The 20,095-nt window shown below is 64.2% G+C and carries 20 protein-coding genes; 6 read left to right on the top strand and 14 right to left on the bottom strand.

Going from position 1 to position 20,095, the window contains the following annotated elements:
- Positions 1-12 precede the first annotated feature (12 nt).
- The 8 genes from AC56QP_RS15385 to AC56QP_RS15350 form a co-directional block, all read right to left on the bottom strand.
- On the bottom strand, positions 13-1,656 hold the full coding sequence (locus tag AC56QP_RS15385; RefSeq protein ID WP_489859140.1) for a dihydroxyacetone kinase subunit DhaK: 1,644 nt from the start codon (positions 1,654-1,656) through the stop codon (positions 13-15).
- Positions 1,657-1,730: 74 nt separating this feature from the next.
- Positions 1,731-2,744 (bottom strand): ABC transporter ATP-binding protein, encoded by a 1,014-nt coding sequence (locus AC56QP_RS15380; protein WP_489859141.1) that lies wholly within the window; start codon positions 2,742-2,744, stop codon positions 1,731-1,733.
- The gene (locus AC56QP_RS15375) at positions 2,737-3,849 is read right to left on the bottom strand and encodes an ABC transporter ATP-binding protein (RefSeq protein WP_489859142.1); all 1,113 of its coding nucleotides are present in this window, start codon (positions 3,847-3,849) and stop codon (positions 2,737-2,739) included. Before AC56QP_RS15375 ends, AC56QP_RS15380 begins: the two co-directional genes overlap by 8 nt.
- 3 nt (positions 3,850-3,852) lie before the next feature.
- Positions 3,853-4,059, bottom strand: coding sequence for a hypothetical protein (locus tag AC56QP_RS15370; protein ID WP_256749111.1), 207 nt, complete (start codon positions 4,057-4,059; stop codon positions 3,853-3,855).
- Positions 4,056-5,006 carry a carbohydrate ABC transporter permease gene (locus tag AC56QP_RS15365; RefSeq protein WP_256749110.1) on the bottom strand — a complete coding sequence of 317 codons (951 nt, stop codon included), beginning with the start codon at positions 5,004-5,006 and terminating at the stop codon, positions 4,056-4,058. The genes AC56QP_RS15370 and AC56QP_RS15365 overlap by 4 nt, the downstream gene beginning before the upstream one ends.
- The gene (locus AC56QP_RS15360; RefSeq protein ID WP_489863592.1) at positions 5,003-5,950 is read right to left on the bottom strand and encodes a carbohydrate ABC transporter permease; all 948 of its coding nucleotides are present in this window, start codon (positions 5,948-5,950) and stop codon (positions 5,003-5,005) included. Before AC56QP_RS15360 ends, AC56QP_RS15365 begins: the two co-directional genes overlap by 4 nt.
- A 125-nt stretch (positions 5,951-6,075) precedes the next feature.
- Positions 6,076-7,407, bottom strand: coding sequence for an ABC transporter substrate-binding protein (locus tag AC56QP_RS15355; protein ID WP_091580678.1), 1,332 nt, complete (start codon positions 7,405-7,407; stop codon positions 6,076-6,078).
- Between the two features lie 283 nt (positions 7,408-7,690).
- Complete coding sequence (locus AC56QP_RS15350) at positions 7,691-8,380, bottom strand: PIG-L deacetylase family protein (protein ID WP_489859143.1); 690 nt, start codon at positions 8,378-8,380, stop codon at positions 7,691-7,693.
- Positions 8,381-8,407: 27 nt separating this feature from the next.
- On the opposite strand from AC56QP_RS15350, the gene AC56QP_RS15345 reads away from it, so the two are divergent.
- The 5 genes from AC56QP_RS15345 to nhaA all read left to right on the top strand — a co-directional run bounded on the left by AC56QP_RS15345 (position 8,408) and on the right by nhaA (position 15,374).
- Entirely contained in the window at positions 8,408-9,298 is an 891-nt protein-coding gene (locus tag AC56QP_RS15345) for a DMT family transporter (protein WP_489859144.1), read from the top strand.
- A 95-nt stretch (positions 9,299-9,393) separates the two neighbouring features.
- Entirely contained in the window at positions 9,394-11,856 is a 2,463-nt protein-coding gene (gene hrpB / locus AC56QP_RS15340) for an ATP-dependent helicase HrpB (protein WP_489859145.1), read from the top strand.
- A gap of 26 nt (positions 11,857-11,882) precedes the next feature.
- Positions 11,883-13,214 carry an ActS/PrrB/RegB family redox-sensitive histidine kinase gene (locus AC56QP_RS15335; RefSeq protein ID WP_489859146.1) on the top strand — a complete coding sequence of 444 codons (1,332 nt, stop codon included), beginning with the start codon at positions 11,883-11,885 and terminating at the stop codon, positions 13,212-13,214.
- Between the two features lie 86 nt (positions 13,215-13,300).
- Positions 13,301-13,864 (top strand): ActR/PrrA/RegA family redox response regulator transcription factor, encoded by a 564-nt coding sequence (locus AC56QP_RS15330; protein ID WP_111544836.1) that lies wholly within the window; start codon positions 13,301-13,303, stop codon positions 13,862-13,864.
- A 313-nt stretch (positions 13,865-14,177) separates the two neighbouring features.
- Entirely contained in the window at positions 14,178-15,374 is a 1,197-nt protein-coding gene (nhaA, locus tag AC56QP_RS15325; protein ID WP_489859147.1) for a Na+/H+ antiporter NhaA, read from the top strand.
- Between the two features lie 61 nt (positions 15,375-15,435).
- Here the strand turns inward: nhaA and AC56QP_RS15320 are convergent, their stop codons facing one another.
- The 4 genes from AC56QP_RS15320 to cueR all read right to left on the bottom strand — a co-directional run bounded on the left by AC56QP_RS15320 (position 15,436) and on the right by cueR (position 17,692).
- Positions 15,436-15,936: an MmcB family DNA repair protein gene (locus AC56QP_RS15320; RefSeq protein ID WP_489859148.1), complete on the bottom strand. Its 501-nt coding sequence runs from the start codon at positions 15,934-15,936 to the stop codon at positions 15,436-15,438.
- A 97-nt stretch (positions 15,937-16,033) separates the two neighbouring features.
- Positions 16,034-16,252 (bottom strand): hypothetical protein, encoded by a 219-nt coding sequence (locus AC56QP_RS15315; RefSeq protein ID WP_489859149.1) that lies wholly within the window; start codon positions 16,250-16,252, stop codon positions 16,034-16,036.
- 549 nt (positions 16,253-16,801) lie between these two features.
- Positions 16,802-17,224 carry an OsmC family protein gene (locus AC56QP_RS15310; protein WP_489859150.1) on the bottom strand — a complete coding sequence of 141 codons (423 nt, stop codon included), beginning with the start codon at positions 17,222-17,224 and terminating at the stop codon, positions 16,802-16,804.
- 51 nt (positions 17,225-17,275) lie between these two features.
- Positions 17,276-17,692, bottom strand: coding sequence for a Cu(I)-responsive transcriptional regulator (gene cueR, locus AC56QP_RS15305; RefSeq protein WP_489859151.1), 417 nt, complete (start codon positions 17,690-17,692; stop codon positions 17,276-17,278).
- A 221-nt stretch (positions 17,693-17,913) separates the two neighbouring features.
- Here cueR and AC56QP_RS15300 point away from each other — a divergent pair, with 221 nt between their 5' ends.
- Positions 17,914-18,531, top strand: a complete 618-nt coding sequence (locus tag AC56QP_RS15300) for a L,D-transpeptidase (RefSeq protein WP_489859152.1) — start codon at positions 17,914-17,916, stop codon at positions 18,529-18,531.
- 166 nt (positions 18,532-18,697) lie between these two features.
- On the opposite strand, the gene AC56QP_RS15295 is transcribed toward AC56QP_RS15300, so the two are convergent.
- Together AC56QP_RS15295 and AC56QP_RS15290 are read right to left on the bottom strand one after the other, a co-directional pair.
- A complete protein-coding gene (locus AC56QP_RS15295; RefSeq protein WP_091581039.1) occupies positions 18,698-19,267 on the bottom strand; it encodes a NifU family protein in 570 nt (189 codons plus the stop codon).
- Between the two features lie 274 nt (positions 19,268-19,541).
- On the bottom strand, positions 19,542-20,033 hold the full coding sequence (locus AC56QP_RS15290; RefSeq protein WP_091580652.1) for a universal stress protein: 492 nt from the start codon (positions 20,031-20,033) through the stop codon (positions 19,542-19,544).
- Positions 20,034-20,095 lie beyond the last annotated feature (62 nt).

Genomic DNA, 20,095 nt, shown 5'->3' with positions numbered 1-20,095 from the left:
CTGAAGCATGCGTCAGGCCGCTGCATGCAGTGCGGCCAAGGCCGCGAAGACCTCGGCCACGGCATGAGCCCCGGGGTCGACCACGCCCTGCAGCTTGCTGCCGACATAGGCGGACCGCCCGGCCTTCGCCTTGTCCATCGCGGCGGTGGCCTCGGCGCCGCGTCGGGCCGCTGTTGCCGCCTCCTCCAGCCCCTTGGCGTGGAGCGCTTTGAGCGCGGGCTCCAGGGCATCGACCATGGTGCGATCGCCAATTCTCGCCCCGCCGTAGAAGGTCATCCGTTCGAGACCTGCAAGCAGTGCCTTGGCCATGCTGGCACCGCCGTCCAGGGCCTGCGCAGCCGCCGTGAAGAAGATCGACAGCAGCACCCCGCTGGAGCCCCCCATGGATGCGCTCAGAATGTCGCCGACAGCGCCAAGGGTCGCCGCGGGGTCGGCAAGCGGCAGCGTATCCAGCCGGTCGAGGACACTGCGCGCGCCGGTCGCCACCGTCGAGCCGGTGTCGCCATCGCCAGCCTTGGCGTCCAGCCCGTTCAAAGTGGTTTCGAGCGAGATCAGCCTTTCGCAGACGGTGACCACGAGGCGCCTGCTGCGTGCATCATGGCTGGGCTTGCGGGCCGCGCTTTCGGTGGCGGGTTTCGCCAGCGGCATGACGGAAGGCGCGACAACGGTCTTTGCCGGCATCCAGGCGTGCGGGCCGACGGGCGCGCGCAATGCCGCCTCGCGCGCTGCATCGAGCCGGATCAGCGACAGCGAGAAGCCGTTCATGTTGAGCGCCGTCATCAGCGGTCCAGGGCCGATCGTCAGCTTGACCGTCCGAGCGAGCGGCGAGGCAAGCACGGCATTGGCGACAAGCGACATTTCGAGCGGTGGCACGGAACCGAGATTGTTGATCAGCAAAGCATAGCCGGCTTTCGGGTCGAGCCCTGCCGCGAGGCGCTCCGCCATGATCGCGACCAGCCTGTCGACGCTTTGCACGGCGATGCGCTCGACACCCGGTTCGCCGTGAATGCCGAGACCGAGTTCGCCATCGTCCGCGCCAAACCTGTCTTCATGAGGCTGGCCCGGGATCGAACAGGACGACAGCGACATGCCGAGCGAAACGATGTCCGCTGCGGCGGCCCGCGCCGCCGCCGCGACGTCGGCCAGATCGTGGCCGGCTTCCGACAGGTGGCCGGCGATCTTGTGCACGAACAAGGTGCCGGCAACGCCGCGCGGCTGGTTGATATCCGGCAAGGCGATGTCGTCCGCGACGATCACCATCTCGACACGAAAACCTTCGGCGCGCGCCTTCTCGGCGGCCAGGCCGAAATTGAGGCGATCGCCGGTATAGTTCTTGACGATCAGCAGGCAGCCGGCCGGGCCGGTGACCGCGCGAATGGCTGCCAGCACCGCCTCCACGCTGGGCGAAGCGAAGATCTCGCCCGAGACCGCCGCCGTCAGCATCCCCTTGCCGACGAAGCCGGCATGCGACGGCTCGTGCCCGGCGCCGCCGCCTGAAACGACGCTGACTCTCGTCTTGTCCCAATCGGCGCGCAGGATGACCTTGATCTCGGGATAGCCGTCCAGACGCGCGAGGTCGCCGGCGCCAATTGTCCTCAGGAGGCCATCCAGCGCCTCCGTGACGATCGTTTCCCTGCGATTAAAAAAGTGCTTCATCGAATTCGTCCAGTCTATCAGCAATCGTCAATCAGAGCGGGCGTTGACCCTTGGCAGGGAACACCGAAAACCGTTCACATCAGCCTTTGTCCGTCGGCACCAAAATAGAGCGGCGACCGGTAGCGGATCACCACTTTGTCGCCCTGTGCCAGATCCGTGTCGGGATCGGTCAGCGTCACCAGCTTCCTGGAGCCTACCGTCACATGCAGGTGGTTCTGGTCGCCGAGATGCTCGACCCAGTCGACAACGCCGTCGGCATGGCCATTCATCGCCTTCTCGATAGTGAGATGTTCGGTGCGCGCGCCGATCGTCATGGTTCCCGCTGGTGTCCCACCATCCGGCAGCAGACCGGCCGGCAGCAGATTGATCGCCGGCTGGCCGAGTCGCGCCGCGACATGCAGGTTTGCCGGCTCGGAATAGATCGTCCTCGGTGTGCCGATCTGCACCAGCACGCCATCGGCGAGGATGCCGATGCGATCGGCCATGGTCATCGCCTCGATCTGATCATGCGTGACATAGAGCATGGTGGCGCCGAGTTCGGACTGGATGCGCTTCAGTTCGAGCCGCAGATCAGCACGCAGCTTGGCGTCGAGCGACGACAGCGGCTCGTCCATCAGATAGATGGCCGGCTTGCGCACCAAGGCGCGACCGATCGCGACGCGCTGCATTTCGCCGCCGGAAAGTTTGGTCGAGCGGTTGGCGAGCTTGTGATGGATGCGCACCATCCTGGCCACCTCCTCGACGCGGCGGCGAATCTGGTCTTCCGGCATTTTGCGTGCTGGCGAGCGCAGCGGGAAGGCAAGATTGTCGAACACCGACAGATGCGGATAGAGCGAATATTGCTGGAATACGAAAGCGGTGTCACGCTCGGCCGGCGACAGCGTCGTGGCATCGTGGCCGCCAATGCGAATTGCGCCGGCGTCCGGCCGCTCCAGTCCGGCGATCAGCCGCAGCGTCGTCGTCTTGCCGGCCCCGGTCGGCCCAAGCAGCACGACGAATTCACCGTCTGATATATGCAGGTCGAGATCGTTGACGGCGACATGGTCGCCGAAGCTTTTGGTCACGTTTCTAATGTGCACGTCAGCCATGCTGCGCCCTCCGCTGCGAGGCCACATCGTGGATCGCGGTTCTCACCGCACGGCCGGAGCTTTTCTCGAACAGCGACAGGCGGGCGCTGCTCAGCGTCAGGCCGACATGATCGCCGGTGGCGAGGCGGATCTCCGCCGGCACGCGTGCCTTGATGATGCCATCCGCCGTCTCCACCGCGACGATCTGCGTGGTGCCGAGATATTCGGTGCCGTAGATGGCGCCGCGCAGCTTGGAGGCATCGTCGAAGCGGATGTGTTCCGGCCGGATGCCGAGCGCCATGTCGGCCGGCGCGATATCCTCACGCACTTCCGGCACCGCGACCTTCGCGCCCTGGACGACGATCTCCCTGGCGCCCTTTGCCAATCCGCCGCCAAATCCCAAGAAATTCATCGGCGGCGAGCCGATGAAGTCGGCGACGAACATGGTTGCCGGACGATCGTAGATCTCACGCGGCGTGCCGAACTGTTCGATGACGCCATGGTTCATCACCGCGATCTTGTCGGCCATCGACATCGCTTCCATCTGGTCATGCGTGACATAGACGGTGGTGGCGTGGATGCGGTTGTGCAACTCGCGCAACTCATGGACCATCAAATCGCGGAATTCGGTATCAAGCGTCCCCAGCGGTTCATCCATCAGGAAGCACTTTGGCCGCCGCACGATGGCGCGGCCGAGCGCCACCCGCTGGCGGTCGCCGCCGGCAAGGCCGGAGACGGATTTGTTGAGCAGATGGTCGATGCGCAACAGCTTCGCCGTCTCCTCAACCCGGGTGCGGATCTCGGCCGAAGGCATGCCTTGCGCCAGCAAGGGGAAGCCGATGTTCTTGCGCACGTTCATGTGCGGATAGAGCGCGAACAGCTGGAAGACGAAAGCGATGTCGCGCTCGCGGGCGCGGCGCATGGTGACGTCCTCGCCGCCAAGCAGGATCTCGCCGCCCGTCGGCAGCTCAAGCCCGGCGATCATGCGCAGTGTCGTCGTCTTGCCGCAGCCCGAAGGCCCGAGCATGACGAAGAACTCGCCATCCTCGACGACGAAGTTGGAATCCTGCACGGCGACGAAATCGCCGAAGGCCTTTCTCAGATGCTGAACACGGATCTCGGCCATCACCTACTCCGGAAATTTCGAGACGATGATGAACATCACGGTGCCGGCGAGCATGGTGATGAAGGAATAGGTGTAGAGCGACAGCGCGAAGGGCTGGAACAGCATCAGGAAGCCGATGGCGATCAGCGCCGTCGCGATGTTTTCCATCAGGCCGCGCCTGGCCCAGACCGGCCAGCGCGATTTGCGTTTTACAGGATTGGTCATGCTCATTTGCGCACCGCGCCGAAGGTGATGCCGCGCAGCAATTGCTTGCGAAGCAGGATGGTGAAAACCAGGATCGGCACCAGGAAGATCGTCGTGCCGGCAGCCACGGCCGGCCAGTCCTGGCCGCCTTCGCCGATGATGGTCGGGATGAACGGTGGCGCTGTCTGCGCCGTGCCAGAGGTCAACAGGGCAGCGAACGCGTATTCGTTCCAGGCGAAGATCAGGCAGAAGATGGCGGTCGCGGCAATGCCGGTCGTCGCCTGCGGCAGCACGGTGCGCCAGAACGCCTGCAGCCGCGTATAGCCGTCGATCATCGCCGCTTCCTCATATTCGCGCGGGATCTCGTCGATGAAGCCTTTGAGCAGCCACACCGCCAGCGACACGTTGACCGCCGTGTAGAGCAGGATCATGCCGAGTGCGGTGTCGGACAGGCCGAGCTCGCGGTACATCAGGTAGATCGGAATGGCGACGGCGATCGGCGGCATCATGCGCGTCGACAGGATGAAGAACAGAAGGTCGTCGGCCAGCGGCACCTTGAAGCGCGAGAAGCCGTAGGCCGACAGCGTGCCGAGAAACACCGCGCAGAAGGTCGAACCGAAGGCGATGATCAGCGAATTGACGAAACGCGGCACGAAGTTGGACGGGCCGGCGATGACCATGTTGCGCTTGCGCGTGGTCTCGTCGCAGAAGCTCGTCGCCGGGCCCAGCGAGTTGATGTATTCCGGTGTCTGCCGCGTCCGCGTCGTGAACAAATTGCAGTAACCTTCGAGGCTCGGCTGGAACAGGATCTTGGGCGGATAGGCGATCGAGTCAGGCGGCGTCTTGAAGCTGGTGGCGAAGATCCACAGCAACGGCACGATCGAGATCAGCGCGTAGGCAATGATGATCGCGCCCGCGATCCGCTTCGAATTCGCAGACGGTGCGACGACCGAGTGGGCGGTGGTCAGGCTCATCTCTGCTTCACCTTGTTGAGCGCCTTGACGTAGATGTTGGCCAGCCCGAACACCGCGACGAACAGGATGATGGCGAAGGCCGAGGAATAGCCGGTGCGCCAGCTCTCAAAAGCCTGCCGCTTCAGCGTGATCGAGGCGACCTCGGTGGTCGAGCCCGGCCCACCGCCGGTCAACAGATTGACCATGTCGAACATCTTGAAATTCTCGATGCCGCGAAACAGCACCGCCAGCATGATGAAGGGCAGCGCCATCGGCAGCGTGATCGACCAGAACTGCCGCCAGTTGGAGGCGCGGTCGACCTCGGCCGCCTCATAGATGTATTCGGGGATGGAGCGCAGGCCGGCGAGGCAGATCAGCATCACGTAAGGCGTCCACATCCAGGTGTCGACGATGATGATCGACCACGGCGCCAATGAGACGTTGGAGAGCATCTGGATGTTTGTCGGCGGGATGCCTGACACGAAGGAGATGGCATAGGCGAACAGGCCGATCTGCGGCTCGTAGAGGAAGCGCCAGAAATTGCCGACCACCGCCGGCGACAGCATCATCGGCACCAGGATCAGCGTCGTCCAGAAGGCATGGCCACGGAATTTCCTGTCGATCAGCCAGGCCAGCGTGAAGCCGATCAGCGTCTGCAACAGGATGGTCCAGAACACGAAATGCGCCGTCGTCTGCATCGCGATCCAGATGTCGTGGTCGCCAAGGATGCGCTGATAATTGGCGAAGCCAAGATTCTTCACCACCTCGTTGGGGCGGTTGGCGCGGTAATTGGTGAACGACAGATAGATCGCCCAGAACAGCGGAAAGATGTTGATGGCGAGCAGCAACAGGATCGTCGGCGAGATGAATAGCCAGGCGAGCCCCTTGTCGCTGATGCCGCGGACCCTGCGCGCCAACGGCTCCGGGGTCGCCCGGGCAACGTTCTCCGCGGTCCGATTGAGCATGGTCAGTCCTGCTTCGGTCACTTGGGTCGTCTCTGTCATGAATTTATCTGAACTGCGTCCCGTGCCAAGGGCGGCACGGGACGCTTCGGCCAAGCTCGGGAGGAGCCGGTTACATCTTGCCCAGGTTACATCTTGCCATCGTCCTGGAAGACCTGAGTCCAGTCCTTGACCAGGCCGTCGAGCGCATCCTTGGCCGAACCCTGGCCGGCGACGACATAGTCATGGAAGCGCTTCTGCGACGCCTGCAGCAGCGGCGCGTAGCTCGGTTCGGCCCAGAAGTCCTTCACGATGGCCATCGAGTCGAGGAAGGTCTGCGCGTAGGGCTGGCTGGCCGGGAACTTCGGATCCTTCACCACCGCGTTGAGGCAGGAATACCCGCCGAGCGACCACCACTTGGCCTGGACGTCCTTGTTGGCGAACCACTTGATGTATTTCAGCGCCGATTCCTGCTTGTCGGAATAGGACACCACCGAGATACCCTGGCCGCCGAGCTGGGCGAACTGGTCGCCGTCAGGCCCCTTGGGATTGACGAAGTAACCGATCTTGTCGCCGCCGACATTCTCGTCCTTCTGCAGGCCCGGCCACGTGAAGGCGAAGTTCATGTGCATCGCCACCTGGCCGGATTTGAAGGCATCGACGCCTTCGCCCATGTAGCTGTTCGAGGCGCCCGGCGGGGTGCAGCAATCATAGAGCGCCTTGTAGAACTCGAGGCCCTTCACCGACTTGTCGGAGTTGACGTAGCCTTCCATCTCGTAGGGCTTCTTGGGGTTCTCGTACTGGAAGCCGTAGCTGTAGAGCACGTCCATGGCGCCCATGGTGATGCCTTCCGAGCCGCGCTCGGTGTAGATCGAGGCGCCATAGACGGTCTTTCCGTCGATCTGCCGCTTCTGGAAGAATTCGGCGATCTGCTTCAACTGGTCGAAGGTCGCCGGCGGGCCGAGATCCCAGCCGTATTTCTCCTTGAATTCCTTCTGCAGTTCCGGCTTGGAGAACCAGTCCTTGCGATAGGTCCAGCCGACGACGTCGCCCATTGCCGGCAGCGCCCAGTAGTTCGGCGTGTTCTTCGGCCATTCCGAATAGCCGACGACGGTTGCCGGCACGAAGTCGTCCATGCTGATCTTCTCCTTGTCGAAGAAGTCGTTCAGCTTGACATAGTGGCCGTTCTCGGCGGCGCCGCCGATCCACTGGCTGTCGCCGATGATCAGGTCGCACAGCTTGCCGTGCGAGTTCAGCTCGTTGAGGAAACGATCGGCATAGTTGGTCCACGGCACGAATTCGAATTTCATGCCGATGCCGGTTTCCTTGGTGAAGTCCTTGGACAGTTCGACAAGCGCGTTGGCCGGGTCCCAGGCGGCCCAGCACAGCGTCAGGTCTTCAGCGTGCGCGACGTTCGAGACCGCTGTCGACGCTACCATCGCCGAGGCCAGTCCCAACGCCATTTTCAAGCTCGATTTCATGCCTTCCTCCCATTTGCGAAACGCGCCCGGATGACGGTTTCAAGAGCCCTCAACCCCTCTCCTCAGGGGCCTAAACATGGCGGCGCCGGAGCGCGGCAGATGTTTAGTAATTTGTTTAGTGATCCATTTTTTACTAAACAACGCAAGCAAATTCGTTGCTGCGCCGCAGCATCCCGCGCCGGTGTCTGAAAACGTTGGGAAAAGCGCGGACCGCCGGTCAGGTCCGTGCGGAGCATGGAAGCCGTGCAGGCTGATCCCGAGCAGACCCGAACGTCCCTTCGTCTCAGTCGACCCGTCTGGTGCTGACCATCACCGGCCGGATCATCGGCGCTGGCGGCAGCAGGGCGCGGATGTCGGCGAAGGGAAATACCGGCTCGAAACGGAAGGCTTCGGCCAACGAACCTTGCGCGCCATTGCACTGGCCGGAACGAAAGGCGTTCTGCGTCCGGGCGGCGTCGACGAAACGCTCCGGGTCCTGCGACTGGTGCATGCGGATCGCCTTGGCCTTGACGGCGGCATGCGCGGAAATATCGACATAATGTGTCGGCGAAAAACCGGTGCCGCCGAGCGTGTCGGCATGCAGCACCGGAACGGCGAACGAGGCGGCGATGCGCACGCCATCCGACAGCGCGCGGTGGTCGCCGTGATAGTCGTTCGGCGCGTGCGTGATCGCGAGATCCGGGCCGATCTCGCCGATCAGCGTCGTCAGCGCCGCGATGAGTGCCGCGTCGGCCACCAGCCCGCCATCCGGGAAGTCGAGGAAGCGTGGCGTGGCACCAAGCAGGGCCGCCGCTTGGGCCGCCTCCTGCCGGCGTGCCCGGGCAAGCGCGCCTGGATCACCCTTGCCACCCTTGGCGCCATCCGTGGCTATGGCGAAAGTGAGTTCTGCGCCTTGCGCGGCATAGGCCGCCATCGTACCGAACATGAAGATCTCGATGTCGTCCGGATGCGCGCCGAGAGCCAGTATTTTCACGCTACTCTCTCCCCGGAAATGGAAAAAGTGACGAACGGAATCCTGCTCGCCCTGATCGCCTACGCAAGCTATTCGGGCAGCGACGCCGTTGTCAAAAGCCTGGGGGGACAATTCACGGTCTTCGAGATCGGCTTCTTCTCGACCTTGTTTGCCGGCTGTTTTCTCTTCTTCGCGCGGCCGGCACACGAGCGCTGGCGTGATTTCTGGCGCACCAGTCGTCCTTGGGCGGTGCAGGCCCGCGCCTGGGCGGGCATCGCCTCCGGCGTGCTCAGCGTCTACGCCTTCACCACCATTCCGCTGGCGGAGGTCTATGCACTGGTCTTCCTGGCGCCGCTCTGCGTCACCATCCTCTCCACGGTCATCCTCAAGGAAAAGGTCGGGCCGTGGCGCTGGCTGGCGGTGGTCGCCGGCTTCGCCGGCGTCATGCTGGTGGTGCGCCTGGGCTTTCGCGAGCTGAATCTCGGCCACCTTGCCGCCTTCGGCGTTGCCTTCCTCGCCGCGACCAGCGTCATCCTGATGCGCTCGCTCGCGCAGCAGGAAAAGCGCACGACCATGCTGGGCGTGCTGATCGGCTATGGGCTGCTGTTCAACGGTATCGGTGCCGCCGCCACGTCCTTCACGGTTCCCGACGGAAAACAGCTTATGTGGCTGGTGATGGCAGGCGCCTTCACCGCCTGTGGACAATTGCTGCAGTTGCTGGCCGTCAAATACGCGCCCGCCAACCGGGTCGCGCCGACGCATTATTCACAGATTGTCTGGGCGGTGATCCTCGGTGCGTTGTTCTTCCAGGAGTATCCTGACTGGCTGTCCCTGGTCGGTCTCGCGGTCGTCGGCGGCTCCGGCCTGCTGACCATGGTGCGCGAGGAAGCGCGGCTGGGCACGGTGCGCTGGAATCCGTTTTCGCGGACCCGGCTTTGAACCGGCCACGATCCCATGAGTTGCACGGCCACCGCGACCGCTGATATGCGGGCGAGGCGGGCCTACCGCGATTGGATGAACGCATTCCTGGACCGATGACGACAAACCCCTTGCCGGAGCTTCCGGTATCCGCCGTGCTGCCGGCGCTGAGTGAAGCGCTTGGCCGTGGCAACAGCGCCGTGCTGGTGGCCCCGCCGGGCGCCGGCAAGACAACGCTGGTGCCGCTGGCGCTGCTCGACGCACCGTGGCTGAGTGTCGGCAAGATCGTTTTGCTCGAACCGCGCCGGCTCGCCGCCCGCGCCGCCGCCCGCCGCATGGCCGAACTCATCGGCGAGGAACCCGGCGCCACCGTCGGCTACGCCATGCGCATGGAAAACCGCACCTCGGCCCGCACAAGAATTCTCGTCGTCACCGAAGGCGTGCTGGCGCGCATGATCCTCGACGATCCCGAACTGCCCGGTGTCTCGGCGGTGATCTTCGACGAATTCCACGAGCGTTCGCTCGATGGCGATTTCGGCCTCGCTCTGGCGCTCGACGTGCAAGGGGCGCTGCGGCCGGATCTGCGGCTGCTGGTGATGTCGGCGACGCTCGATGGCGCGCGTGTCGCGAAACTGCTGTCGGGCGCGCCGGTGATCGAGAGCGAGGGCCGCGCCTTCCCTGTCGATGTCCGTTACGACGAACGGCCGGCCGGCGCCACCATCGAGGACGCCATGGCCAAGGCGATCCGCTCGGCGCTTGCCGACGAGAGCGGCAGTGTGCTCGCCTTCCTGCCCGGCCAGCGCGAGATCGAGCGCACCGCCGAGCGGCTGGCGGGCAAGGTCGGGGCCGGCACCGACATCGTGCCGCTCTACGGCATGCTCGACGGCAAGGCGCAGGACGCGGCGATCAAGCCGGCGCCGGTCGGTCGCCGCAAGGTGGTGCTGGCCACCTCGATTGCCGAGACGTCGATCACCATCGACGGCGTGCGCGTCGTCATCGATTCCGGCCTGTCGCGGCTGCCGCGTTACGAGCCGGCCAGCGGCCTCACCCGGCTGGAAACCGTGCGCGTCAGCAAGGCGTCGGCCGACCAGCGCGCCGGCCGTGCCGGGCGCACGCAAGCTGGCGTCGCCATCCGGCTGTGGCGCGCCGAGCAGACGGCTGCACTGCCCGCCTTCACGCCGCCGGAGATCCTCGAGGCCGACCTCTCCGGCTTGCTGCTCGACTGTGCCGCCTTCGGCGTCGCCGATCCGACGGCGCTCGCCTTCCTCGATCCGCCGCCGGCTCCGGCGCTCAACGAGGCAAGGGCGCTGCTGCGCGCGCTGGATGCCGTCGACGAGGCGGGACGTCTGACGGAAGCGGGCATGGCGATGCGCAAACTCGCCCTGCCCGTGCGGCTGGCGCACATGGTTGCCGAGGCAGCCCGCAGCGGCCATGCCGACGAGGCGGCCATGCTTGCCGTGCTGCTCACCGAGCGTGAGCTTGGCGGCGAAGGTGCCGATCTCGAACGGCGGCTGATGCGGTTTCGATCCGAGCGATCGCCGCGTGCGACCGCCGCGCGGCAGCTCGCCGAGCGGCTGGCGAGACAGGCGGGCGGTGCCAGGAACAGCGAAGCCGTTTCAGCCGGCCTCCTGCTTGTTCACGCCTGGCCTGACCGGGTGGCGAAGGCCCGCGGCGAGCGCGGCCGCTTCGTGCTGGCCAACGGCTCCGGCGCCATGCTCGACGCCGCCGACCCGCTGGCGGGCGAGCCGTTTCTGGTCGTCGCCGATTTGCAGGGCAAGGCGCAGAATGCCCGTATCACGGCAGCCGCCGCAATCAGCGAGGACGATGTCCGCGCCACGCTGGCGGACAGGATCGAGACCCGCAGGCAAACCAGCTTCGATCGCGACCGCCGCGCCGTGCGCGTGCGCGAAACGGTGCGCCTCGGCGCCATTGCCCTGTCCGAGCGCATGCTGCCGCCACCAACCGGCGCGGACGCCGATCGCGCCATTCTCGACGCCTTGCGCGAGCATGGGCTTTCGCTGCTGACCTGGAGCAAGGAGGCGCAGACGCTGCGCCAGCGGCTGTCCTGGTTGCATCGCGGTCTTGGCGCGCCGTGGCCCGATATGGCCGATGCCGCGCTCATCGAGCGCTTCGACGATTGGCTGCTGCCGTTCCTGTCTGGCGCGGCATCCTTTGCCGCCATCGATCCGGGCACTGTCTCGGCTGGGCTCGCCGCGCTCGTGCCGCACGACTTGCAGCGCAGGATCGAGACGCTGGCGCCCACCCATTTCGATGTCCCGTCGGGCAGCCATGTGCCGATCCGCTATGAAGGCGAATGGCCGGTGCTGGCGGTTCGCGTGCAGGAACTGTTCGGCCTCGACCGCCATCCGGCCATCGCCAACGGGACCGTGCCGCTGACGCTCGAACTCCTGTCGCCGGCGCACCGGCCGATCCAGACGACACGCGACCTGCCCGGTTTCTGGCGTGGCTCCTGGGCCGACGTGCGCGCCGACATGCGCGGCCGCTACCCCCGGCATGTCTGGCCGGAAAACCCGTTGCTCGTCGCCGCCACCAGCCGCGCCAAGCCGCGGGGGACCTAGCGTTCCTGGCCCTGCGGCTGTAATTCATGGCCATGATCAACGTTTTGCGTTCGCCCGATTTCCAGCAGAGCCAGAGACTGCGCCTCAACACGCTGATCCGGCTGCGCTGGCTTGCCATTGTCGGCCAGAGCCTGACCGTGCTCGTCGTCGCCTATGGCCTGAAATTCCCGCTGCCGGTCAGCCTCTGCTTTGCCTTGATTGCCTGTTCGGCCTGGATGAACCTGTTTCTAGCTTTCCGGTTTCCAGCCGCGCACCGGCTCACCCCGCTCGCGGCCTTCGGCATCCTCATTTTTGACAGCCTGCAGCTTGCCGGCCTGCTCTACATGACCGGAGGCCTCACCAATCCGTTCTCGCTGCTGATGACCGTGCCTGTGGTCATTTCGGCGACATCGCTGCCGCTGCGTCTGACCGCCATCCTCGGCGGGCTGGTGATGTCGGCGGCGACCTTCCTGGTTTTTATCCATCTGCCGCTGCCCTGGTATGAAGGCGCGCCGTTGGCGATGCCCTTCATCTATGTCGCGGGCATGTGGATGGCGGTGCTGTCCTCGATCGCCTTCACCGCCATGTACGCCTTCCGGGTGGCCGCCGAAGCGCGGCTTCTGGCCAACGCCCTTGCCGCCACCGAACTGGTGCTGCAGCGCGAACAACACTTGTCGGCGCTCGACGGGCTGGCCGCGGCGGCCGCGCACGAGCTCGGCACGCCGCTCGCCACCATCACGCTTGTCGCCAAGGAGATGGAAAAGGCGCTCGGCAACGATCCGAAATATGGGGAAGACGTGAAGCTCCTTCGCTCGCAGAGCGAGCGCTGCCGCGAGATCCTCAAGCGCCTGACCAGCCTGTCGTCGGAGGGCGAGGCGCATCTTTCCCGGCTGCCCCTGACCTCGCTCGTCGAGGAGGTCACCGCTCCGCATCGCGACTTCGGCATCTCGATCAAGCTTCGGCCTGGCGAGCGCATCGGCCCCGAACCGGTCGGACGCCGTAATCCGGGCGTCATCTATGGCCTCGGCAACCTGGTCGAGAACGCCGTCGATTTTGCTCGCAAGAGCGTCACCGTGAGCTGGAGCTGGGACGAGGCCATCGTCACCTTCTCGATCATCGATGATGGACCCGGGTTCCCGGCCGAGATCATCGACCGTATCGGTGAACCCTACATGTCGACGCGCCAGGGCACCGAAGCCGGCGGCGGCCTGGGGCTGGGCCTGTTCATCGCCAAGACGCTGCTCGAACGTTCGGGGGCGACGCTCGATTTTCGCAATTCGAGCGGTCTGGGCGAGGGCGCCGTGGTACAGATATCCTGGCCGCGCGGCGTGTTCCTCAATCCGGAAGTCACCTCGGCCAGTATGTTCGACACCGCCTGAGAGCCCTTCGGGGGGCTCTAAGAATTGGACAACGGGGCTCAGGAACTATATCTGCGTAAAATTGAGGCAGCAGGAATTTTGAGACCATGACAGGCGACGAAAATATTGGCGCAATGGTTGAAGGCGAGGATACCTCGCTGCTCATCGTCGATGACGACAAGCCGTTCCTTACGCGTCTGGCTCGCGCCATGGAAACCAGGGGCTTTGTGGTCGAGACGGCCGAGAGCGTCGAGGAAGCGGTCGCCAAGGCGCGCGCCAATCCGCCCGCCTATGCCGTGGTCGACATGCGTCTCGGCGATGGCAACGGCCTCGACGTGGTCGCGGCCATCCGCGAGAAGCGCGACGATTCCCGCACCATCATCCTGACCGGCTATGGCAACATCGCCACCGCGGTGACAGCGGTGAAGCTCGGCGCCGTCGACTATCTGTCGAAGCCGGCCGACGCCGACGACATCTTTGCCGCACTGACCCGCACCGCCGGTGAGCGCGCGGCGCCTCCGGAAAACCCGATGTCGGCCGACCGCGTGCGCTGGGAGCATATCCAGCGCGTCTACGAAATGTGCGAGCGCAATGTCTCCGAAACCGCGCGCCGGCTCAACATGCATCGCCGCACCTTGCAGCGGATACTGGCCAAGCGCGCGCCGCGTTAGGATCGCCAAACACGCGGGGCAATTGCTTCGGACCAATGACAGTTTCCAACTTGTGGCGGAGACTACCAATCTTCGAAGTCGGCGCCGCCCCTCATCGCCCTGCCGGGCACTTCTCCCCGTATAGTGACGGGGAGAAGGAGGCTGGCCGCAATTTCGGCGCTCTCCTTGAAACGCTGATAATTTGCGAAACCGGCGCTGAGAGCGCCCCTCTCCCCGTCACTATACGGGGAGAGGATGCCGGCAGGCAGGTGAGGGGCAGCGCCAACGCTTGGACAATGAAATCCGCCGAAATAGGCGGCATGACGGAGGCGACATGCGGGACTTGAAGCAGCGGCCGGTTTCCGTCTTCCGCGAATTTCTCGATGGCGAGGCGGCTGGCGGCATCATCCTGATGGCGGCGGCGGCCCTTGCCCTGATCGTCGCCAATTCGCCGCTCTCGCAAACCTATTTCGCCGTTCTCCACGCCTATCTCGGTCCGCTCAGCGTCTCGCACTGGGTCAATGACGGGCTGATGGCGGTGTTCTTCCTGCTCGTTGGGCTGGAGATCAAGCGCGAGATGCTGGACGGCCAGCTTTCCACCTGGCCCAGGCGCGTGCTGCCCGGCATCGCCGCCGCCGGCGGCATGCTGGTCCCGGCACTCGTCTATGTCGCCGTCAACCGCGACAATGCGGCGGCACTCTCCGGCTGGGCTATACCGACCGCCACCGACATTGCCTTCGCGCTCGGCGTGCTGTCGCTGCTCGGCAGCCGCGTGCCGGCCTCGCTGAAGGTCTTCCTCACCGCGCTCGCCATCATCGATGATCTCGGCGCCGTCATCATCATTGCCATATTCTACACCAACGGCCTGTCATCAACCTATCTCGCCGCTGCCTTCGCCGTCATTGCCGTGCTCGTCGTGCTCAACCGCATGCGGGTGATGACGCTGGTGCCCTATCTCGTGCTCGGCGTCATCCTGTGGGTGCTGGTGCTGAAATCGGGCGTCCACGCGACGCTTGCCGGCGTGGCGCTGGCGTTGACCATTCCGCTCGAACGCTCCGCCGGGGTCGGCCACGATCTCGACCATTCGCCGCTGCACCGGCTCGAGCATGGCCTGCACAAGATAGTGCCCTTCGTCGTCATTCCGATCTTCGGTTTCGCCAATGCCGGCGTTTCGCTGGCCGGCCTGAGCCTTGGTGCGCTGATCGAGCCGCTGACGCTGGGTGTCGCCGCCGGCCTCGTGGTCGGCAAGCTGGTGGGCGTGCTAGGCTCCTCCGCGCTTGCCATAAGGCTCGGTCTTGCCGACCTGCCGGCCAACGCCGGATGGACGCATATGATCGGCATCTCGCTGCTGTGCGGCATCGGCTTCACCATGAGCCTGTTCATCGGCCTGCTCGCCTTCGCCAGCGATGTGGCGCTGCAGGACGCGGTCAAGGTCGGCATCCTCGCCGGCTCCTTCATCGCCGCCATCCTCGGCGCCGCCGTGCTTTTGCTGGCGCCGGCGGCTGTTGGCGTGGATGAGGACGAAGGGTAGGGCAACTCCTGGGTTCCTCGCCCCCGCAAAGCGGGGGAGAGGAACTCAGGTTCCGCCAATGTTACTCGCTCTCACCCTCGAGCGCCGGCACCGACACACCGGCCAACTCAGCCGCTAGCAGCCGTGCCGCACCAGCCCGCGCGATCCGCAGCATCAGTGCCTTGCGCGTTGCCGCCGCCATGCGGTGCTCGGGCGCATCGCGCAGGATCTCGGCGCCGTAGCCGTCGGAGAGGATAAAGCCGCACTCGTCGGGAAAGATCTCCGAGGGCACGCCGGGATGGGTGGCGAAGAAGAAGCGGTCGGAGTGCAGCCGGTAGTCGGGCCATTTGCGGTCGACCCGGAAATCCTCGATTGAGGACTTGATCTCGATGATCCAGATGTCGCCCTGCCGGGTCAGCGCCACGAGGTCGGCGCGGCGGCCGGTGGCCAGCGACAGTTCGGGCAGCACATGCGCGCCCATCTCCCTCAACAGCCGCTGCACGCCGCGCCGCACCAGCATGGCGCGTTCGGACTGGCGACCGTCGATGAGCGGGTTGATTGATATAGGCGAGATGATTGGCATGGCCCGCACCATGCCAGATTTTGTTCACGGTTTGAACCTGTTTTATGCGGGCGATTATATATTTGACAAACCCGCCAACGCGGATGCCATCCTTCAGCTACTGTCTGGGCAGATGGGCGACGATGAAGTTCAAGGCGGCGTCATAGCTGGCGAAGTCATCGGTGTTCGCGGCCAGCGGCTTCTGGTCGCCGCCGCTCACGGCCCATATCTGTTTGTCCCCGGATGAAGAGAGGAGATAAAAGAACGCAACACAGCGCTCTTCAGCGAAGACGAAGTACAAATCTTCGTCGCGCAACGGCTTTTTCACGATGATCATGGATTGCGCGCGGCTACAGCGCGATGCACTTGGTCTGAGGAGGGCTGACTAGCCCAAAATGATGCCGCGAGTCCAGTGGCCCCGCCCTGACCGTTGCTTCCGCCTGATCGACGACAAAGGCCCCGGCAGATGCCGAGGCCTTCGCGTTTACCGGCTCTCGTCAGAAGTGAATCCAGACGGCTCTGCGGTAACATCTCCGGTGCCAGCGGCCACGACGCCTGTAGCGATGGCAAACCCGTCTCCACACGCGGCGGCGCCTCCTGCGATACCAGTGTACGGGCTCGATGCCGTTCTGGGTATCGGGACCATCCGGCTCCAAAATGTCGTCGGAAGGCTTGTCGAGTTCATCGAGAATGCCGGGTCCCGTATTCGGGATGCCAGCTAACGCGGTACCAGGGCGCGCGACGGTGATCACGGCCGCGGTCCCCGCCAGTCCAAGCATTCCAGTCAGAAACAATCGCCGATCCATGCCAACCTCCATCGTTGATCAACGCGACCATGAGGAAGTAGAGCAGTCGGCCGTCGCGGCCAGAGGCGGAAGGAATTGGTTCAATCGAACGTCCGTGCCGCGTTCGTTTCGATGCTGACCGGCACGCCCTGCCGCAGCGAATTGCTGACCGTGGAAATCGCTCCAGCCCTTGCAATGATTTGCGCCGGATCGGCGCCGTCCAATGTCTGACAGGCGACCACCATGGGTGCCATGGTCGCCAGCAACGGCTGGCCCTCGAGAGTGAGCGTCACGGTCACGGCGATTTTCCCAAGTCTCGCGCCCATCTGCTCGGCGGCATAGCGAAGGTCGTTGCAGAAGCAGCCGCCGATCGCCAGGGCGAGAAGCTGGCCGCCATTGAAGCCGAGGCCCATCCCGCCGGCCTTGCCTTCGGGCCTGTCGACGATGATCGTGTGGCCGCCGGCCCAGCCCATGGCGGCTTGCGTGTCCTCGATATTGCGCAATTCGACGGTCATCGAGACCATTGGCGGATATCCTCCCTGCCGGCCGATAAGGTATCGAGCCGCGCGCGGTCCTTATGCCGACGCCGAAGCGGCGTTGTCGCCGAGCGCACCCGCCATGTCATCCAGGATCGGGCAGTCCGGCCTCTCGTCGCCATGGCAGGCGTGGATCAGCTTCTGCAAGGTCGAGCGCATCGACTGCAGCTCGCGCACCTTCTCCTCGATCGCCGTGACATGCGCGGCCGCAATCTCGCGCACGTCGTGGCTGGCGCGGCCGCGATCCTGGTAGAGCGCCATCAACTGCCGGCAATCGTCGATGGAAAAGCCGAGGTTACGCGCGCGGCGCAGAAAGGCAAGCCGGTGGATGTCGTCGCCGGAATAGTCGCGGTAGCCATTGCTGGCGCGCGCCGGCGCGATCAGGCCGATTTCTTCGTAGTAGCGGATGGTCTTGGCCGGTAGGCCTGAACGGTGGGCGGCGTCACCGACATTCATGACGATTTCCCTCGGTTTTTAGCGAGCCCTCGAACTTGGCCCTTTGAATTTCCTTCACAATACTGTGAAGGCTGTTGCCGAAATGCCATAGTGATACGGTTACCGGCGCGTAAGCCCCACCATATAGGCATCGCGTGCTTGGCAAGCAAAGCAAATGCCAGCATGAATAATGCTGAGAAGCGGCCGACTCGTGCCGCTGGGGCGAGGCACCGGATTACCTGATGCGCATGAAGTCGTTTGCAATAGTCGCCGCACTGGCGCTTTCCACTGCTATCACCGGTTGCAGCACCATCGGCTCGCGGATGTTCTCCAACGACTATGGCGCGGTCACCGACGCCGGTTACCAGCTGCCGCGCATCCCGATCGAGAAGGTGCCGATGAAGTACCATCGGCAAGAGGTGAATTACGACACCCAGGAGAAGCCGGGCACGATCATCGTCGATACGCAGAACAAGTTTCTGTACTTCGTCGAGGGCGACGGCCTGGCGATGCGCTACGGCATCGGCGTTGGCCGCGAGGGCTTTGAATGGCACGGCACCGCCCACATCGCGCTGAAGCGCGAATGGCCGACCTGGACGCCGCCTTCGCAGATGATCCAGCGTCAGCCGGAACTGGCCAAGTTTGCCGGTGGCATGGAGCCTGGCCTGAAGAACCCGCTCGGCGCCCGCGCCATGTATCTGTTCAACAAGGGCGGCGACATGGGCTATCGCCTGCATGGCAGCCCGGAATGGAACTCTATCGGCAAGGCAATGTCGTCGGGCTGCATCCGCCTGATGAACCAGGATATTATCGACCTCTATGACCGCGCCTCGGTAGGCGCCAAGGTCATTGTTCTTTAGATCATGATGCCGAAAAACCGGTACCGGTTTTCGGAAATCGTGATCAGATAGAGGCAGCTTTCGTACGCGGACCGTCTAGGCAACAACGGACGTCCCAAACAGAAAACCGGGCAATTTGGCCCGGTTTTTTGTTGTCTCTCGATGCATTGGCGCTCGGAAGTGGTCTCTATGAGACCTGCTCGACCTGCTGCACTTCAGGCACGAAATGCCGCAGCAGGTTCTGGATGCCGTGCTTCAGCGTCGCCGTCGATGACGGGCAGCCGGCGCAAGCGCCCTTCATGTGCAGGAAAACCGTGCCATTCTCGAAGCCGCGGAAGGTGATGTCGCCGCCATCCTGGGCGACCGCCGGGCGGACCCGCGTGTCGAGCAGTTCCTTGATGGTGATGACGAGTTCCTCGTCGGCCTTGTCGTAGAATTCACCAGTCAGGCTGGTTTCGGCGGCAGGGCCGGCCTTGGCCATCACCGGCGCACCGGACATGAAATGCTCCATGATGGCGCCCAGGATCGCCGGCTTCAGATGCTGCCAGTCGGGGCCATCCTTGGTCACGGTGATGAAGTCGTAGCCGAAGAAGACGCCGGTTACGCCCGGAATCTCGAACAGCCGGCCGGCCAGCGGCGAGGCAACGGCAGCACTGTCGGCATCGCGGAAATCGGCGGTGCCTTCCAGAAGCACTTCCTTGCCAGGCAGGAATTTCAGCGTCGCCGGGTTTGGTGTCGATTCGGTCTGGATGAACATGGCCGTCTCCGTGCCCATTTTGGGCAACTAGTTTGGAATAATTCTAAATAAGCTCTATTGGCGGGACATTCAAGCGAAACGCATCGCCGGAACGGCCGGCTGGCGGAATGTTTTTGCGCTTCTTATACGTTTGAGATGTGTAGAGATTCAGGTCAGGCCGAGCCGAAAATGGTGGTTTCCGAGAACCGGAGCGGAGCGTACTTGAAGTACGTGAGCACCGGAAGCGCAGGAAGCCGCCGTTTGCAGGCCGGCATCACCTGAATATCAATACATCTCAGGCCAGGCTGTCGATCTCCTCGTCCGACAGGTTCTGCGGCACCACGGTCACCGGGATCGGGAATGCGGCGCCCTTGCCGGCGACAGCGCCGACCAGCGGTCCAGGCCCTTCCTTGCCGGCGCCGGCGGCCAGCACCAAGATGGCGATGTCCTGGTCTTCCTCGATCAGCTTGTGGATCTCGTCCGTCGGCTTGCCTTCACGCACCACCATCTCCGGCTCGATGCCAAGTTTCTGGCGCACCTTGTTGGCATAGCTGTCGAGTGCCGCGCGCGCCGTGGCGTTTGCCTCCTCGCGCATGATCTTCTCGACGCCCAGCCAGTGCTGGAAATCGTCCGGCTCGATGACGTAGAGCAGCACCAGCGTGCCGTTGGTGCTCTGCGCCCGCTTCGAGGCGTAGGCGACGGCACGCTCGCATTCCGGCGTATCGTCGATGATCGCCAGGAACTTTCGGCGATGGCCGGCTTCGCGACTGAGGCGTTTGGAGACCATGTCTATCTGCTCTATGTGGTTTCGGCCGCAATCTGCCACCGCGGCCGGCCGGCGGCAAGCCG

Source organism: Mesorhizobium sp. RCAM 05104 (assembly GCF_059683645.1).
Note: the sequence above shows the minus strand (reverse complement) of the source record. Positions and strands in the feature narration are given on the sequence as shown.

Bases quoted from the DNA above. Each gene is read 5' to 3' on its own strand.
- AC56QP_RS15290 (WP_091580652.1), bottom strand. From the start codon at position 20,033: ATGGTCTCCAAACGCCTCAGTCGCGAAGCCGGCCATCGCCGAAAGTTC.
- hrpB (WP_489859145.1), top strand. From the start codon at position 9,394: ATGACGACAAACCCCTTGCCGGAGCTTCCGGTATCCGCCGTGCTGCCG.
- AC56QP_RS15365 (WP_256749110.1), bottom strand. From the start codon at position 5,006: ATGAGCCTGACCACCGCCCACTCGGTCGTCGCACCGTCTGCGAATTCG.
- AC56QP_RS15385 (WP_489859140.1), bottom strand. From the start codon at position 1,656: ATGAAGCACTTTTTTAATCGCAGGGAAACGATCGTCACGGAGGCGCTG.
- AC56QP_RS15375 (WP_489859142.1), bottom strand. From the start codon at position 3,849: ATGGCCGAGATCCGTGTTCAGCATCTGAGAAAGGCCTTCGGCGATTTC.
- AC56QP_RS15315 (WP_489859149.1), bottom strand. From the start codon at position 16,252: ATGATCATCGTGAAAAAGCCGTTGCGCGACGAAGATTTGTACTTCGTC.
- AC56QP_RS15310 (WP_489859150.1), bottom strand. From the start codon at position 17,224: ATGGTCTCGATGACCGTCGAATTGCGCAATATCGAGGACACGCAAGCC.
- AC56QP_RS15335 (WP_489859146.1), top strand. From the start codon at position 11,883: ATGGCCATGATCAACGTTTTGCGTTCGCCCGATTTCCAGCAGAGCCAG.
- AC56QP_RS15330 (WP_111544836.1), top strand. From the start codon at position 13,301: ATGACAGGCGACGAAAATATTGGCGCAATGGTTGAAGGCGAGGATACC.
- nhaA (WP_489859147.1), top strand. From the start codon at position 14,178: ATGCGGGACTTGAAGCAGCGGCCGGTTTCCGTCTTCCGCGAATTTCTC.
- AC56QP_RS15300 (WP_489859152.1), top strand. From the start codon at position 17,914: ATGCGCATGAAGTCGTTTGCAATAGTCGCCGCACTGGCGCTTTCCACT.
- AC56QP_RS15360 (WP_489863592.1), bottom strand. From the start codon at position 5,950: ATGCTCAATCGGACCGCGGAGAACGTTGCCCGGGCGACCCCGGAGCCG.
- cueR (WP_489859151.1), bottom strand. From the start codon at position 17,692: ATGAATGTCGGTGACGCCGCCCACCGTTCAGGCCTACCGGCCAAGACC.
- AC56QP_RS15320 (WP_489859148.1), bottom strand. From the start codon at position 15,936: ATGCCAATCATCTCGCCTATATCAATCAACCCGCTCATCGACGGTCGC.
- AC56QP_RS15370 (WP_256749111.1), bottom strand. From the start codon at position 4,059: ATGAGCATGACCAATCCTGTAAAACGCAAATCGCGCTGGCCGGTCTGG.
- AC56QP_RS15295 (WP_091581039.1), bottom strand. From the start codon at position 19,267: ATGTTCATCCAGACCGAATCGACACCAAACCCGGCGACGCTGAAATTC.
- AC56QP_RS15380 (WP_489859141.1), bottom strand. From the start codon at position 2,744: ATGGCTGACGTGCACATTAGAAACGTGACCAAAAGCTTCGGCGACCAT.
- AC56QP_RS15355 (WP_091580678.1), bottom strand. From the start codon at position 7,407: ATGAAATCGAGCTTGAAAATGGCGTTGGGACTGGCCTCGGCGATGGTA.